The sequence below is a fragment of the Pseudomonas sp. 22490 genome (assembly GCF_052044465.1).
Classification (GTDB): Bacteria; Pseudomonadota; Gammaproteobacteria; order Pseudomonadales; family Pseudomonadaceae; genus Pseudomonas; species Pseudomonas aeruginosa.
In genome coordinates, this window is sequence record NZ_JBQENS010000005.1 from 1 (window position 1) to 15,582 (window position 15,582).

Annotated in this window: 17 protein-coding genes; 12 read left to right on the forward strand and 5 right to left on the reverse strand. The window is 66.7% G+C overall.

The window, feature by feature from the left end:
• From ACTJJX_RS06840 to ACTJJX_RS06855, 4 genes are all read left to right on the forward strand, one after another.
• The coding region (locus ACTJJX_RS06840) for a methyl-accepting chemotaxis protein (protein WP_033984907.1) at window positions 1-435 on the forward strand (435 nt) is incomplete at its 5' end.
• 317 nt (window positions 436-752) lie between these two features.
• Entirely contained in the window at window positions 753-1,868 is a 1,116-nt protein-coding gene (locus ACTJJX_RS06845; RefSeq protein WP_003101181.1) for a glycosyltransferase family 4 protein, read from the forward strand.
• Window positions 1,861-2,622: a DUF2334 domain-containing protein gene (locus ACTJJX_RS06850; RefSeq protein ID WP_003101179.1), complete on the forward strand. Its 762-nt coding sequence runs from the start codon at window positions 1,861-1,863 to the stop codon at window positions 2,620-2,622. Before ACTJJX_RS06845 ends, ACTJJX_RS06850 begins: the two co-directional genes overlap by 8 nt.
• Complete coding sequence (locus ACTJJX_RS06855; protein WP_016852096.1) at window positions 2,619-3,620, forward strand: lysylphosphatidylglycerol synthase transmembrane domain-containing protein; 1,002 nt, start codon at window positions 2,619-2,621, stop codon at window positions 3,618-3,620. The genes ACTJJX_RS06850 and ACTJJX_RS06855 overlap by 4 nt, the downstream gene beginning before the upstream one ends.
• Here the strand turns inward: ACTJJX_RS06855 and ACTJJX_RS06860 are convergent.
• Window positions 3,595-3,807 (reverse strand): hypothetical protein, encoded by a 213-nt coding sequence (locus tag ACTJJX_RS06860; RefSeq protein ID WP_003101176.1) that lies wholly within the window; start codon window positions 3,805-3,807, stop codon window positions 3,595-3,597. The genes ACTJJX_RS06855 and ACTJJX_RS06860 overlap by 26 nt on opposite strands.
• A gap of 49 nt (window positions 3,808-3,856) precedes the next feature.
• Window positions 3,857-4,708, reverse strand: coding sequence for a formyltetrahydrofolate deformylase (gene purU, locus ACTJJX_RS06865; protein WP_003101174.1), 852 nt, complete (start codon window positions 4,706-4,708; stop codon window positions 3,857-3,859).
• A gap of 259 nt (window positions 4,709-4,967) precedes the next feature.
• Between purU and mvaT the strand changes: the two genes are divergently transcribed.
• Window positions 4,968-5,342, forward strand: coding sequence for a histone-like nucleoid-structuring protein MvaT (gene mvaT, locus ACTJJX_RS06870; RefSeq protein ID WP_003093888.1), 375 nt, complete (start codon window positions 4,968-4,970; stop codon window positions 5,340-5,342).
• An 84-nt stretch (window positions 5,343-5,426) separates the two neighbouring features.
• Here mvaT and sbcB read toward each other — a convergent pair whose 3' ends face one another.
• The gene (gene sbcB / locus ACTJJX_RS06875) at window positions 5,427-6,869 is read right to left on the reverse strand and encodes an exodeoxyribonuclease I (protein ID WP_016852097.1); all 1,443 of its coding nucleotides are present in this window, start codon (window positions 6,867-6,869) and stop codon (window positions 5,427-5,429) included.
• Window positions 6,870-7,093: 224 nt separating this feature from the next.
• On the opposite strand from sbcB, the gene ACTJJX_RS06880 reads away from it, so the two are divergent.
• The 7 genes from ACTJJX_RS06880 to ACTJJX_RS06910 are packed head-to-tail and all read left to right on the forward strand — an operon-like array spanning window position 7,094 to window position 14,801.
• On the forward strand, window positions 7,094-7,831 hold the full coding sequence (locus ACTJJX_RS06880) for a hypothetical protein (RefSeq protein ID WP_003101171.1): 738 nt from the start codon (window positions 7,094-7,096) through the stop codon (window positions 7,829-7,831).
• Between the two features lie 37 nt (window positions 7,832-7,868).
• Window positions 7,869-8,666: an RDD family protein gene (locus tag ACTJJX_RS06885; RefSeq protein ID WP_004348090.1), complete on the forward strand. Its 798-nt coding sequence runs from the start codon at window positions 7,869-7,871 to the stop codon at window positions 8,664-8,666.
• A complete protein-coding gene (locus ACTJJX_RS06890) occupies window positions 8,663-9,643 on the forward strand; it encodes a stage II sporulation protein M (RefSeq protein ID WP_003112783.1) in 981 nt (326 codons plus the stop codon). Before ACTJJX_RS06885 ends, ACTJJX_RS06890 begins: the two co-directional genes overlap by 4 nt.
• Window positions 9,630-11,201: a DUF4129 domain-containing protein gene (locus tag ACTJJX_RS06895; RefSeq protein ID WP_003120854.1), complete on the forward strand. Its 1,572-nt coding sequence runs from the start codon at window positions 9,630-9,632 to the stop codon at window positions 11,199-11,201. The genes ACTJJX_RS06890 and ACTJJX_RS06895 overlap by 14 nt, the downstream gene beginning before the upstream one ends.
• The gene (locus ACTJJX_RS06900) at window positions 11,198-12,469 is read left to right on the forward strand and encodes a DUF4350 domain-containing protein (RefSeq protein WP_003101165.1); all 1,272 of its coding nucleotides are present in this window, start codon (window positions 11,198-11,200) and stop codon (window positions 12,467-12,469) included. Before ACTJJX_RS06895 ends, ACTJJX_RS06900 begins: the two co-directional genes overlap by 4 nt.
• On the forward strand, window positions 12,466-13,473 hold the full coding sequence (locus tag ACTJJX_RS06905) for an AAA family ATPase (protein WP_003112780.1): 1,008 nt from the start codon (window positions 12,466-12,468) through the stop codon (window positions 13,471-13,473). The genes ACTJJX_RS06900 and ACTJJX_RS06905 overlap by 4 nt, the downstream gene beginning before the upstream one ends.
• On the forward strand, window positions 13,470-14,801 hold the full coding sequence (locus ACTJJX_RS06910; protein WP_003112779.1) for a DUF58 domain-containing protein: 1,332 nt from the start codon (window positions 13,470-13,472) through the stop codon (window positions 14,799-14,801). The genes ACTJJX_RS06905 and ACTJJX_RS06910 overlap by 4 nt, the downstream gene beginning before the upstream one ends.
• Window positions 14,802-14,805: 4 nt before the next feature.
• Here ACTJJX_RS06910 and ACTJJX_RS06915 read toward each other — a convergent pair whose 3' ends face one another.
• Both ACTJJX_RS06915 and ACTJJX_RS06920 read right to left on the reverse strand, forming a co-directional pair.
• A complete protein-coding gene (locus ACTJJX_RS06915) occupies window positions 14,806-15,165 on the reverse strand; it encodes a PilZ domain-containing protein (RefSeq protein WP_003093898.1) in 360 nt (119 codons plus the stop codon).
• A gap of 60 nt (window positions 15,166-15,225) precedes the next feature.
• Window positions 15,226-15,582, reverse strand: a complete 357-nt coding sequence (locus ACTJJX_RS06920; RefSeq protein WP_016852098.1) for a DUF4124 domain-containing protein — start codon at window positions 15,580-15,582, stop codon at window positions 15,226-15,228.

Here is a 15,582-nt window from a genome sequence, read left to right on the forward strand (position 1 = left end):
CGCGCCGGCGAGGCCGGACGCGGCTTCGCGGTGGTCGCCGACGAGGTGCGCAACCTGGCCCACCGCGCCCAGGAGTCGGCCCAGCAGATCCAGAAGATGATCGAGGAACTGCAGATCGGCGCCCAGGAAGCGGTCAGCACCATGACCGAGAGTCAGCGCTACAGCCTTGAAAGCGTGGAGATCGCCAACCGTGCCGGCGAACGCCTGAGCAGCGTCACCGGACGGATCGCCGAGATCGACGGGATGAACCAGTCGGTGGCCACCGCCACCGAGGAGCAGACCGCGGTGGTCGATTCGCTGAACATGGACATCACCGAGATCAACACCCTCAACCAGGAAGGCGTGGAGAACCTCCAGGCCACCCTGCGCGCCTGCGGCGAGCTGGAAACCCAGGCCGGGCGCCTGCGCCAGCTGGTGGACAGCTTCAAGATCTGAGCACTGCCCGAGCCGTAGCCGAACCGGCGGATAATCGCGCCGCGGCTATCCGCCCTGCCCCCGGCCATTCGTAGGGTGAACAACGCCAACGGCGTTGTTCACCCTTATCCTGCCAGGATGCCTCCCGAGGCATGCCTTCCTCTCCGCCCGCTCCCTCTGCGACCTATTCCCGCGCTGGCTGCCGCAAGCGCGCCGGCTCGCGCTTTCTTTCCTAGACTTGAAGCTACCCACGGCTCCCGCACACCGTTCGAACGACTGCCGGTGCCGGTGGTCCACTGAGTGGCAGAAGGAACAAGCTCAACGGAGGAAGGCCCATCGTGCACATCGCCGATATGACCATGTTCTACGCGCCTGCCAGCGGGGGGGTACGCACCTATCTCGAAGCCAAGCATCGCCATCTCTGGCACTATCCCGGCATTCGCCACAGCGTGCTGGTTCCCGGCGCCAGCTACCGCCAGGCGAACGGCATCCACGAGGTGCCGGCGCCGCCGCTGCCATTCGGCAATGGCTACCGCTTCCCTCTCCGTCGCGGCCCCTGGCGCAAGGTGCTGCGCAATCTGCAACCGGACCTGATCGAGGTCGGCGACCCCTACCTCACCGCCTGGGCGGCGCTCGACGCGCGACGTCGGCTGGACGTGCCGGTGATCGGCTTCTACCACTCCGACCTGCCGCTGCTGGTGAGCAATCGCATGGGCGCCTGGCTCGGCACCAACGCGGACAACTACGTCAGCAAGCTGTACGGCCACTTCGACCGGGTCCTGGCCCCCAGCCGGGTAATGGCGGAAAAGCTGATGCGCCTGGGCGTCGCCGACGTGCATGTACAACCGCTGGGCGTCGACCTGGTCACCTTCCATCCGAGCAACCGCGATCCGGGGCTGCGCCAGGAACTCGGCCTGGACGAGGAAACCCGCCTGCTGGTGTTCGCCGGGCGCGGTTCGCGGGAAAAGAACCTGCCGGTACTGCTCGACGCCATCCAGCGCCTCGGCGACGGCTATCACCTGTTGCTGGTGGGTTCCAACATGCCGACCCGGGTTCCGCGCAACACCAGCGTGGTCGACCATTTCTGCGACAGCCGCGAAGTCGCCCGCCTGCTGGCGAGCAGCGACGCGCTGCTGCACGCCGGTGACCAGGAGACCTTCGGCCTGGTCGCACTCGAAGCGATGGCCAGCGGCATTCCGGTGGTGGCGGTGCGCGCCGGGGCACTGGCGGAAATAGTCCCGGAGCGTTGCGGCGTGCTCTGCGCACCGAACAACGGCGACGCCATGGCCTGCGCGGTGCGCGAACTGTTCAGCCACGACGTCGAGCTGCGCGGCCAGCGCGCCCGCCGTCACGTCGAGCGCCAGCATGCCTGGGACGCGGTGGTCGCCGGTCTGCTCCTGCACTACCACGCGGTACTCGGCGACAGCGAGGCGAGGTTCCCGCGCTATGGCTGAACGCAGCCTGCTGCTGGTGTTGCACGACGTGGCCCCGGAAACCTGGCCGGACTACCGGCCCTTCGTCGAGGCCGTGGACGCGCTCGGTGAGGTCCCCATGACCTGGCTGGTAGTGCCCGACTTCCACCATCGCAACCCGCTGGAAGCCGACGAAAAGTTCTGCAAACTGCTCTCGCGGCGGGTAACCCGGGGTGACGAACTGGCTCTCCACGGCTTCTATCACTACGATGACGCCCCACCACCGCGTACTCCAGGGCAATACTTCATGCGTCGCATCTACACCTGGGAGGGAGAGTTCTATGCCCTCGACCACGCCGAGGCCAAGACCCGCCTGGCCGCCGGCATCGAGCTGTTCCGCCGCCGCGGATGGCCGCTGCACGGTTTCGTCGCGCCGGCCTGGCTGATGAGCGCCGGCACCCGCCAGGCGCTCGGCGAGAGCGGGCTGCGCTACACCAGCGACCCGTCCAACCTGTATCTGCTTCCCCACCTGCAACCGATCGAGGCCCCCGGCCTGGTCTGGAGCGCGCGCAGTGCCTGGCGTCGCGGCCTCTCCTGGGCGCTCAGCGAGCAGCGCCGCCGGGCCTGGCGCGCAGCGCCGGTGATCCGTCTCGGACTCCATCCGGTCGACATGCGCCATCGCTTTTCCCGCGAATACTGGCTGCGTACCCTGCGCACCCTGCTATCCGAGGGGCGCCAGCCGTTGACCAAGATCGACTGGCTGGAGCGCCACCTCGCCCTGGACCGCGCGGCATGAGTCGAGGCTGGTTACTGCTGTTCGGTTTGATCGGTGCCTCGCTGATTCCGCTGGTGCTCGGCGGCAGCGACATGTTCCCGCGCTTGCGCGCCTTCCCGCTGGACAGTCTGCTGCTGATGTTCGGCATGATCGTGGTCTGCTGGTTCATCAACGGCCTGCGCCTGCGCCTGCTGCTCGCCGGGCGCGCCGGCAAGCTCGGGCAATTGCAGAGCGTCGGCATCATCATGGCCAGCGAATTCGCTTTCTGCGCCACTCCGGGCGGCAGCGGCGGGCCGTTGACCCTGATGGCGCTGCTGGCCCGGCGCGGCCTGCGCCCGGCACAGACCAGCGCGGTGTTCGCGGTCGACCAGTTGGCCGACCTGACGTTCTTCCTCTGCGCCCTCGGCGCGATCCTGATCTATGCCCTCAGCCATTCGCTGAGCCCGAACATGGAATCGAGCCTGATCTTCAGCGCGGTATTCCTGATCGGCCTGTTCGTCGGCGCGGTAATGCTGATCCGCTACCTGCACCAGGTGATCCGCTTCAACGGACGGGTTCTGGCGCGGCTCGGCGTGTCATCGCGCAAGCGCCTGCATTGGGGCCGCAAGATCCTGCATTTCCGCATTGCCCTGCACGACAGCCTGCGCCTGCCGAAACGACGCCTGCTGGCGGTCTTCCTTCTCAGCAGTACGCACTGGCTGCTGCGCTTCAGCGTGCTCGACCTGACCCTGCGCGGCCTGGGAGTGGACATCCAGTGGGCCTGGACCTTCCTGATCCAGATGGTCTCGCTCAGCGCCGGACAGCTCTCGCTGATCCCCGGCGGCGCCGGCGGCACCGAGCTGACCTCGGCGGCCCTGCTGGCCCCCATGATCGGCAAGTCGACGGCGGCGGCGGCCATCGTCATCTGGCGAGCGGTGACCTTCTATTTCTACCTCGTCGCCGGCGGCCCGGTGTTCGCAGTGCTCGCCGGACGCCCGCTGCTGAAGAAGCTGATCAGCAGTCGCGAGGCTTCTTCCTGAGCGTATCCTCGGCGTCAGCCTCGCCCGTCTCGCTGGCGCTCTCCTGGATACGCCGCCAGAGTTCGGCCGCGCCGGGAAACTCGGTTCCGTCCTCGTCGCCGAGGGCGTCGATGTCGTAACGGCTTGTGCAACCCTCGCCGAGGGTCGGTGGCGGGCTGGCGGTGCCCGCCGACCTGGGATCGCTCATGTTCGTTCCTCCGGGTGCCGGCCCTGGCCGGCATTCCAGGGAAGCCGACTCAGTCGAACACCACCGTCTTGTTGCCGTGTACCAGTACGCGGTCTTCCAGGTGATAGCGCAGTCCGCGCGCGAGCACCAGTTTTTCCACATCCTTGCCCAGCCGCACCATGTCTTCGACGTTGTCGCGGTGAGTGACCCGCACCACGTCCTGCTCGATGATCGGACCGGCATCCAGTTCCTCGGTCACGTAATGGCTGGTCGCGCCGATCAGCTTGACCCCGCGCTTCGACGCCTGGTGATACGGCTTGGCGCCGATGAAGGACGGCAGGAAGCTGTGGTGGATGTTGATCACCTGGTGGGCGTACTTGCGGCACAGGTCCGGCGGCAGGATCTGCATGTAGCGAGCCAGGACGATGCAGTCGGCGCCATGTTCGTCGATCAGCCGGGAAACTTCATCGAAGGCCGGCTGCTTGTCCTGCGGATCGACGGGAACGTGGAAATACGGGATGCCGTGCCACTCGACCATGCTGCGCAGGTCGTCGTGGTTGGCGATCACGCAGGGAATCTCGCAGTCCAGTTCGCCGCTGTGCCAGCGGTGCAGCAGATCGGCCAGGCAATGGGACTCCTTGCTGGCCATCAGCACCACGCGCTTCTTCACCTCGGAATCGGTGATTCGCCATTCCATGGAGAATTCGCGGGCGATCGGGGCGAAAGCCTGGCGGAAGCCATCCAGGTCGAACGGCAGAGAGTCGGCACGGATCTCGTGGCGCATGAAGAACCAGCCGTTATCGTTGTCGGAATGATGGCTGGCTTCGGTGATCCAGCCATTGTAGGTGGCCAGGAAGTTACTCACCTTGGCAACGATCCCGACCCCGTCGGGACAGGCGATCACCAGCCGAAAAGTGCGCATGGGTATACTCCAGAAACATCGCGAAAGGCCGCCATTCTAGCGGCATGGCGGGAAAAGTTCAGCCTCGGCGAAGGTCTTTCGACAGGCTGTTGCGCGAGAGAATAAACCCGCACAACAGGGCAATCCCGATGCGGAATTAATTACTTTGAATTTCATCGAGAAAAGTTTTCATCGCGGTTTACTTACAGTTTCGCCCTGACTATTATTGAATCTACTTACATGCCCGCCACCGCCACTCAGCACAGACAAGGTACCTGACATGTCCCTGATCAACGAATATCGCGCCACGGAAGAAGCCATCAAGGAACTTCAGGAGCGCCTGAAGTCCCTGGAACAAGACGACAAACTGAAAAAAGAACTGGAATTCGAAGAGAAGCTGCGCACGCTGATGGGCACTTACCAGAAGTCCCTGCGTGACGTGATTTCCCTGCTCGATCCGGACGCCAAGATCGGCAAGAGCACCCGCACCGCCAAGGCACCTGCCGGCAAGCGCGCGCGCAAGGTCAAGCAGTACAAGAACCCGCACACCGGCGAAGTCATCGAGACCAAGGGCGGCAACCACAAGACTTTGAAAGAGTGGAAAGCCAAGTGGGGCCCCGAGGCCGTCGAGAGCTGGGCCACCCTGCTCGGCTAAACCAGTCAGTTCCACGAAGAACGCCAGCCCAGTGCTGGCGTTTTTCATTTCCGCCGGATTGTATCGGCTCCTCTGCCTGCGCCCTCAAGTCTCCAGCGAATAGCGTTGACGCAGTTCCGCGGCGTAATCGCGCCAGGCCGCAAGTACCGCCGGCAATGTGCCGCCCTGCTCTTGCCGACAAGCCTCCAGCGCCGCCTCGAAGGCCGGCAAAGTATTCGGTGCGCCGTATTCTTCATGGGACAAACGATTGCGGCAGAAGCTTTCCCATTGTTGGCGCTCGGCTGCATTTAAAGTTTCCGGGAAATTTCGCGCACGATAGCGGAAGAACAACTCCTGCAAACGGGCATCGTCGAAGGGCCATTGTTCTTTGGCCAATTGCTCCGGTTCGGCAAGGCGCAGCTGTTCACAAAGGCGTCGATCCCGATCGCCAATAAATCCGTCATACAACTGTTGCTCGGGGTCGTCGCTGGCGGAGAAACTTTCTTCGCCATATAGCGCTGTCAGTTTGTCCGCCCAGACGGTTTGATGCTGGCGCAACAGCTCGGCTTTTCGCTGGCACTCCTCGAGTTCGATGCCGGTTCGCTGGCGATCCTCGGCGCGCAATACCGACAGCGGCGCCACCACCGGGCAACGGTTGACCTGGATCTGCTTCAGCGGCACCGGCAACTCGCCCTCGGCCAGTTCGTCGCGACGGGTATACAGGCGCCTGCGCAAGTCCTCGGCCGACAACTCCAGCAGCGGCGCGGGATCGGCGCAGAGGTCGCAGACGATCAGAGCATTGCGGTTGCGCGGGTGCCAGGCCAGCGGCAGGACCACCGAGAGGAAATGGCGCTCCGCGGAAAAGCGTCCGGAGACATGCACCAGCGGCTGCAGCAGGCGCACCTGGTCGAGCACCTTGTGCTTGCTGCGCAACTGGTAGAGGTAATCGTACAGGCGCGGCTGGCGCTGACGGATCAGGCGGGCCAGGGCAATGGTGGCGCGGACATCGGAAAGCGCGTCGTGGGCCTGCCCATGCTCCAGGCCGTTCGCCGCGGTGAGCATTTCCAGCTTCAGCGACAGCCGGCCGTCCAGCTGCGGCCACTGGATGCCCTCCGGGCGCAGGGCATAGGCGGTACGGACCATGTCGATCAGGTCCCAGCGGCTATTGCCGCCTTGCCACTCGCGGGCGTAGGGATCGAAGAAGTTGCGGTACAGGCTGTAGCGCGTCACTTCGTCGTCGAAGCGCAGGGAGTTGTAGCCGGCCACGCAGGTCGCCGGCTGCGCCAGTTGGGCGTGTACCCGGGTCATGAAGTCGGCCTCGGACAGCCCCCGCTCGGCCAGCCGCTGGGGAGTGATGCCGGTGATCAGGCAAGCCATAGGGTGGGGCAGGATATCGTCGCTGGGACGGCAATACAGGTTCATCGGCTCGCCGATCTCGTTCAGCGCCTCGTCCGTGCGGATCCCGGCGATCTGCAACGGCCGGTCGCGGCGAGGGTCGATGCCGGTGGTTTCGTAGTCGTACCAAAAAATACTCGCGTTCACGGTCATTCCCTTTCTGGCGGCACCGGGCAGTCTACCAGTGACTGCCGCGAAGCTCGCGACCCACTTCGGGGATTTCCAGGTTTTCCAACGAACTCACGGAAAGCGCCGTAGGCACGGCCCGCCAGGGCGCGTCAGTGCGCATATCTGCCATCCGAACCTTGCGTTGTCCCCTCCGCCCTCGCTAGCATTCCGCTCGCACGGATGCCCGTTTCACTGACAAGGACAGCACCATGAACGACACCAGCAATCCCTACGCCACCCCCGCCAGCGCCCTGCAACCGACCCAGGCGGTGCCGCCGGTCATCGGCGACTACGACTTCCGCATCGGCGACGTGATCAGCGAAGCCTGGGCCAAGATCAAGGGCGTCAAAGGCATCCTGATCGGCGCCTTCGTGGTCTACAGCGTGGTGATCCAGACCATCACCTTCATCCTCACCCTGCTCTTCGGCGGTATCGGCCTGATGAGCGAGGCCGATCCCATCGCCTTCGCGGTCGGCCAGATGATCGCCAGCCTGGTCGCCACGGCGGTGGGCTACCCGTTCTTCACCGGCCTGACCATGATCGGCATCCGCCGCGCCGCCGACCAGCCGGCGACCTTCAACGAAATGTTCAACTACTTCGGCATGCTGGTGCCGCTGCTGCTCACCGGCCTGCTGATGATGCTGATGGTCTACGTCGGCTTCTTCCTGCTGATCATCCCCGGTCTCTACCTGAGCGTCGCCTACATGCTCGCCCTGCCGCTGGTGGCCGAGCGCGGCCTGACGCCCTGGCAGGCCCTGGAAACCTCGCGCAAGGCCATCAGCCGCCACTGGTTCAAGGTGTTCGGCCTGCTGCTGGTGCTGAGCCTGCTGATGCTGGTGAGCATGATCCCGCTGTTCATCGGCCTGATCTGGACCGGCCCGCTGTTCGTCGTCTCCATGGGTATTCTCTACCGCACCATCTTCGGCGTTCGCCCGCTGGGCAACTGAGGTGCAGACCGGGCCGTCGCGGCGGCCCGGTTGCCTGATGACGCCACGCTGGCTAGCATCTGACTTTCCCCGACACGGCCCCCCGATGCCACCGAACGCAGCCGCCCGCCTCGTCGCGCCCACCTCCCGGCCAGGCGCCGAGGTCCTCGACACCCACTACCACGTGGAAACGCCGGAAGGCATCGACCTGCTCCTGCGTCCCGCCGGCGTCGTCCCCCGGGCCCTGGCCTATACCATCGACCTCTGCATCCGCGGCCTGATCATGCTGGTGCTGATGCTCGGCCTGGCGTTCCTCGGCAAGCTCGGCGCCGGCCTCGGCCTGCTGCTGACCTTCATCATGACCTGGTGGTACATGGTCCTCTTCGAGGTGCTCAACCAGGGCCGCTCGCCCGGCAAGCAGATGATGGGACTGCGCGTCGTCCACGACGACGGCACTCCGGTGGGCTGGGCCGCGTCGCTGCTGCGCAACCTGCTGCGCTTCGCCGACATCCTGCCCTTCGGCTACGCCCTCGGTCTGCTCTGTTGCCTGAACCATCCGGCCTTCAAGCGCCTGGGCGACATCGCCGCCGGCACCCTGGTGGTCTACCGCGAACCCGAACTGAGCCGGCCCAGCCTGCCTGACGTCGAGCCGCAACTGCCGCCCTTCCCCATGAGCCTGGAAGAACAGCGCGCCTTCCTCGGTTTCGCCGAACGCGGCGCGGCGCTTTCCTCGGCACGCCGCGAGGAACTGGCGGGCATTCTCGCCGAACCGCTGGGCGTCGAGCCGGTACGCGCCCAGGCCGAGATCAACGGCATCGCCCGCGGCTTTCTCGGCCTGCGTCAGGAGAGCGCATGAAACAGAGCCTCTTCGAACAGCGCCACCAGGCCGCCTGGCTACGCTTCGACAAACGCCTCGCCTTCCTCGAGAAAGGCAAGAAGCTGGAAGGCTCCAGCGACGACTTCGCCGCCGATTACCGGCGCCTCTGCCAGCAACTGGCGCTGGCCCAGGAGCGCGGCTACAGCAGTCACCTGATCGACCAGTTGCAGCAACTGGCGATGCGCGGCCATCAGCAGTTCTACCGGCACCGCAGCCACCTCGGCAGCCGCATCCTCGGCTTCCTGCTCGCCGGCCTGCCGCGCCTGGTCCGCGAGGAGTGGCGCAGCATCGCCGTGGCCAGCCTGCTGTTCTACGGCAGCGCCCTGCTCATGGGGCTGCTGGTCTATCACTTTCCCGACCTGATCTACAGCGTGGTCAGCCCGGACAAGGTCAGCGAGATGGAGTCTATGTACGCCCCGGAAACCACCCGCCTGGGTCCGTTGGGGGCACGCGACACCAGCGACGACTGGGAAATGTTCGGCTTCTACATCATGAACAACATCGGCATCGCCTTTCAGACCTTCGCCAGCGGCGTGCTGCTGGGACTCGGCAGCCTGTTCTTCCTGCTGTTCAATGGCCTGATGATCGGTTCGGTGGCCGGCCACCTGACGCAGATCGGCTACGTGCAGACCTTCTGGCCGTTCGTCATCGGCCACGGCGCGTTCGAACTGACCGCCATCACCTTCGCCGGCGCCGCCGGCCTCAAGCTCGGCTGGGCGCTGCTCGCGCCAGGTCGCCTGACCCGCGGCGAAGCCCTGCGGCTGGCCGCCCGGCGCAGCGTGCAACTGATCGCCGGGGTGATCGTGCTGTTGCTGCTGGCGGCCTTCACCGAGGCCTATTGGTCTTCCATCAGTCATTTCGAGCCGCGGGTGAAGTACGCGGTCGGCGCGGTCCTCTGGCTGCTGGTCGGCAGCTACTTCCTGTTCGCCGGACGGAGCCGCCATGCGCCTGACTGACGCCAGCGTGGCGATCCGCCCGCGCAGCGCCTGGGAAGCGCTCGACCTCGGCATCCTCCTGGCGCATCGCCATGCGCGCCTGCTGATGGGCAGTTGGGCGTTGCTGACCCTGCCGCTGTTCGCCGTGCTCAGCCTCCTGCTGTGGCAGCATCCGACCCTGGCGATCCTGATCTTCTGGTGGCTCAAGCCGGCCTTCGAACGACTGCCGCTGTATATTCTCTCGCACGCCCTGTTCGGCGATACGCCAACCCTGAGGCAGGCCCTGCGCGCCTATCCCGCCCTGCTGAGGAAGCAGTTGCCGGCCAGCCTGCTGTGGCGCCGCTTCAGTCCGACGCGCAGCTTCGACCTGCCGGTCCTGCAACTGGAAGGACTCGCCGGGGAGCCCCGCAGCCAGCGCCTGATCGTATTGTCCCAGCGCAACGCCGGCGGCGCGACCTGGCTGACAGTGGTCGGCGTGCACCTGGAAATGGCGCTCTGGGCCGGCTTCGCCATGCTTCTCTACCTGCTGATCCCGGCGCAGAACGAGATCGACTGGAACTGGCAGAGCCTGCTCGACCCGGAAGCCGGCGAGTGGCTCTGGCTGGAGCACCTGTCGAACCTGCTCTACGTCCTGGTGCTGGTAGTCTGGGAGCCGATCTACGTGGCCTGCGGCTTCACCCTCTACCTGAACCGGCGCACCGAACTGGAGGCCTGGGACATCGAGCTGGTGTTCCGCCGCCTGCGCCAGCGTCTGGTCGGCAGCGCCTATGTCCTGCTGCTCGGCCTGACCGCTTCGCTGGCCTGGCTGCCCGCCCCTTCCGCCTATGCCGAGCCGGCGGCCGCCACCAGCGCCGGCGAAGCCGAGCTGCCGCCCGAGCAGGCCCGCCTGCTGCGGCAGAAACTCAACAGCGAACAGGCCGGCAAGCAGATCCGGGCGATCGTCGACGGCGCGCCGTTCAAGAACAGCGAGACCGTTACGGGCTGGCGCTTCGGCGACAAGACCGAGAAAAAGGACAGCCGCAAGGAGGACGAAGAGCGGCTCAAGGCATTCTTCGAGGCCCTGGCCAACTGGGTGCCGTTCCGTCACGCGGCGCAGGTCATCGAAGTGCTGCTCTGGGCGCTGCTGTTCAGCGCGGTGTTCCTGCTGGTCTGGCGCTACCGTGAATGGCTGCGCCTGTTCGTCGGCAACCTGGGCTTGCCGCAACGGGCCCGCCGCGAAGCGCCGACGGTGATGTTCGGCCTCGATCTCAGTCCGGAAAGCCTGCCCGACGACATCGCCGGCAACGCCGAACGGCTCTGGAACGAGAAACCACGGGAAGCCCTCGGCCTGCTCTACCGCGGGCTGCTCAGCCGACTGCTGCATGACTACCGCCTGCCGTTGAAGGGCTCCCATACCGAGGGCGAGGTCCTGCGCCTGGTCGAAGGACTGGAGCAACAACGGCCGCTGCTGCACTACAGCCAACTGCTGACCGCCCAATGGCAGGCGCTCGCCTACGGCCACCGGCTGCCGGCAGACGACGCTCGCCAGCGCCTCTGCGACGGCTGGCGCAGCCTTTTCGCCGCGGGAGCCAAGCCATGATGAGCCGGCGCGCGCGCTTCCTGCTGCTTGCCGTGCTCCTGCTGCTGGCCGGGCTGCTGGCGATCTTCCTGGCCAGCCGCCTGCAACCCTATACGGAGACGATCGACCTCGGCCCATCGCCGGAGGCCCGGCGCAATCCCTACCTGGCCGCCGAACTGTTCCTGCGCAAGCAGGGGGTCACGGTGAGCCGCGCCGATGGCCTTGAGGTCCTCAAGGAGCTGCCGCCCTCCGGGCATACCCTGCTCCTGCTCGGCAGCCGCTCCGGCATGACTCCCGGCCAGGCTCGCCGCCTGCTGCAATGGAGCGAGCAGGGCGGGCACCTGGTGCTGATCGCCGAACGCCTGTGGGACGAGGACGAGAAGAAGAGCGGCGACCTGCTGCTCGACAGCCTGGATATCCGCCAGTACCTGACCGAGGACTTCGACGACAGCCAGGACCGGGCCAGCGAGGAAACCGCCGACGCCGACGCCGACGAAGGTAGCGTCGACGACCATGCGACCGAAGCGCCGCCGGAGGAAGCCGCCGGCGAGGAAGAAGAGCCCGCCGACAGCGTGCCGGACTATTCCGCACTGACCCGCCTGTACCTGGAAAACGAGCGCTCGCCGGCCTACATCGGCTTCGATCCCGACTACCACCTCTACGATCCGCAGAACCACGCCTACGCCTGGGCCAACAGCGGCGACGCCACCCACCTGTTGCAGATGCAGCACGGCAAGGGCCTGGTCACGGTGCTCACCGACGCCTGGATCTGGCAGAACCGCAACATCGAGCAGTACGACAACGCCTGGCTGCTCTGGTACCTGACCCAGGACAACCAGGTGACCCTGCTCTACCGCGCCGAACGCGACAGCCTCGCCACCCTGCTCGCCCGCCACTTCCCCGAGGCCCTGGCGGCAGCGCTGCTGTTGTTGCTCGCCGGCCTGTGGCGCGCAGGGCTGCGCCAGGGTCCCTTGCAGCCGGTGGCCAGCCGTTCGCGCCGGCAACTGGAGGAACACCTGCGCGCCGGCGCCGACTTCCTCCTCCGCCAGCGCGGCCACGTCGCCTTGCTGCACGGTCTGCAACGCGACATCCTGCGCAGGGCGCGGCGTCGCCACCCCGGTTTCGAACAGCTCGGCGTCGCCGAGCAATGGCAGATCCTCGGGCGCATGACCCGCCTGCCACCCAGCGCCATCAGCCAGGCCATGCGCCCATATCCGGCGCAGCGCCTTTCCGCTGCCGACTTCACCCGCCAGGTCGCCCACCTGCAAAGCCTCAGGAATGCCCTATGAGCGAACAGACGCCCGAACAACCGAGCACCGCGCCCAACCCGGCGCTCCAGCGCCAGCGCGCCAGCCAGCTGGCCCAGGCCCTGCGCACCGAACTGCAGAAAGCCCTGATCGGCCAGGGCGCAGTGATCGACGACGTGCTCACCGCGTTGCTCGCCGGCGGCCACGTGTTGGTGGAAGGCGTGCCGGGGCTCGGCAAGACCCTGCTGGTACGCGCCCTGGCGCGCTGCTTCGACGGCGGCTTCGCGCGCATCCAGTTCACCCCCGACCTGATGCCCAGCGACGTCACCGGCCACGCCGTATACGACCTCGCCAGCGAGCAGTTCAAGCTGCGCAAGGGGCCGGTGTTCACCCACCTGCTGCTGGCGGACGAGATCAACCGCGCGCCGGCCAAGACCCAGGCCGCCCTCCTGGAAGTGATGCAGGAGCGCCAGGTCACCCTGGAAGGACGCGCCCTGCCGGTGCCGCAGCCGTTCATGGTGCTGGCGACGCAGAACCCGATCGAGCAGGAAGGCACCTATCCGCTGCCGGAAGCCGAACTCGACCGCTTCATGCTCAAGCTGCGCATCGATTACCCGGCCGAAGCCGAGGAACAGACCCTGGTGCGCCAGGTGACCCGCTCCGCGCGCAGCGACATGCTCGACGTGGCCAACCTGCGGCCGCTGCTGAAGGACAAAGACGTTCTCGCCCTGCAGCGGATCGCCAGCGACCTGCCGATCGACGACCAGGTCCTCGACTATGCCGTGCGCCTGGCCCGCACCACCCGCAACTGGCCGGGCCTGGCCCTCGGCGCCGGACCTCGCGCGTCGATCGCCCTGGTCCGTTGCGGCCGGGCGCGGGCGCTGCTGCGCGGCGGCGAGTTCGTGGTGCCGGACGACATCAAGGGCTGTGCCCTGGCGGTCCTGCGCCATCGGGTCCGGCTGTCTCCGGAGCTGGACATCGAGGGGCTGTCGGTGGACCAGGTCCTGCAACAGTTGCTCGACCAGGTACCGGCCCCCCGCGTATGAAGCCATCGCGCGCCCTGCTGGCGCTGTTCGCCGCGCTCCTGCTGCTGGCCATCGGCCTGGGCAGCCTGTCGGCGCTCGGCCAGCGGTTGCCTGCGCAACTGCATACATTCTGGTGGGCGGCGCTCGCCGCGCTGCTCCTGCTCGGCCTGCTGGACGCCCTGTGGGCGCGCCGCCAGGCGGTGCCGAAGCTGAGCCGCCAGCTCAGCGGCAACCTGCCGCTGGGGCGCTGGAGCGAAGTGCGTCTGCATCTGCAGCACACCTATCGGCGTCCGGTTCGCCTGACCCTGTTCGATCACCTGCCGGCCGGCATGGATTTCGAGTACCTGCCGCAGGAGGTCGAACTGCGCCCGGGCGAAAGCACCGAGGTCGGCTACCGGGTGCGGCCGCTCAACCGCGGTCACTTCGTGTTTCCCCGCTGCGAGCTGGAACTGCCCAGCCCGCTGCGCCTGTGGCGGCAGCGCCGCTACCTGGAAGCACGCGGCGAGACCCGCGTCTACCCGGACTTCGCCCGCCTCTACGGCGCCGAACTGATGGCGGTCGACCACTGGCTCAACCAGATCGGCGTACGCGGCGGCCAGCGCCGCGGCCTCGGCCTGGAGTTCCACCAGTTGCGCGAATTCCGCGACGGCGACACCCTGCGCCAGATCGACTGGAAGGCCACCGCTCGCAAACGCACGCCGATCGCCCGCGAATACCAGGACGAACGCGACCAGCAGATCCTCTTCCTGCTCGACTGCGGCCGCCGCATGCGCAGCCAGGACGGCGACCTGTCGCACTTCGACCATGCCCTCAACGCCAGCCTGCTGCTGGCCTACGTGGCCCTGCGCCAGGGCGACGCGGTGGGCGCCATGACCTTCGCCGGCGACGACCGCCGGCATCTCCCGCCGGGCAAGGGCAGCGCCCAGCTCGGCGCGCTGCTCAACACCGTCTACGACCTGCAGACCAGCCAGCGTCCCGCCGATTTCCCGGAAGCCGTGCAGGCGGTGCTGTCCCGCCAGCGGCGGCGGGCCCTGGTGATCCTGGTAACCAACCTGCGCGACGAGGACGACGAAGAACTGCTCGGCGCGGTGAAACGCCTGGGCCGCCAGCACCGGGTGCTGGTCGCCAGCCTGCGCGAGGAAGTGCTCGACACCCTGCGCCACGAGCCGGTCGCCCGCTACGAGCAGGCGCTCGCCTACACCGGCACCATCGACTACCTGAATGCGCGCAACGGCCTCCACGAGAAGCTCGCGGCCCACGGCGTGCCAGTGCTCGATGCGCGTCCCAGCGAACTCGGGCCGGAGCTGATCAGCCGCTACCTGGGCTGGAAGCGCGCCGGCGTGCTTTGACGGATCAGACCGACTGCGGCTGGCGGGGGAAGCTGAAGTAGCGGCGCAGCGCCTCCACCAGTTCGAGGAATTCGGCGGGCGGCGCCAGCAGGTGGAAGCCGGAATCGAAATGACCGGGCGTGACGTCCTCGCAGGTCCACCGGCAGTCGGCGGAAAAATCGATGCATTGCGGGCGACCGCCCAGTCCCGGAACCTTCAGGCGCAGTTCGAAACGCGCGCCGACCAGCATCGGCAGTTGGCTGATCAGCAGCAGGCCGTCCTCGGAGACGTTGCCGATGTATCCCATCGGCTTATCGGTGATGCGATTGAACACCTTCAGGTAGCTGGGCAACTGATGGCGCTGGATATGTCGTTGAAGACCCATAATGGCATTTCGCTATGATTTGCAGTCCAGTATGACGATGCCGGCGCTCGGGGAACAAGCTCAGCGGCAGCGTTCGGACTCCCGCGAGGCCAGTTCGCGACGAATGGCGTCCAGCTCGGCATCGCTCAGGTAAACCGGCCCGCCGCCGGCGTCCTGCCGATAGAAGCGGCCGCCGCGTTCGAGCTGGGACAACTGTTGCCGCAAGCGCCCGCATTCCTCGGCCAGCGCAGCCTGGCGCTGGCCGGCACGTTCGGCGGCGGCGGTGCGTTCCACCACCTGCGGCCTGACTTCGACGCGTTGCGCGCCGGCCGGTGGCGTGGCGGAGAAGTGTACCTTGCCCTGGGCATCGGTCCAGCGATAGATGTCCGCCTGCGCCAGCACGGGCATCAGGGCGACACAGAACCACAGGGCACGCAT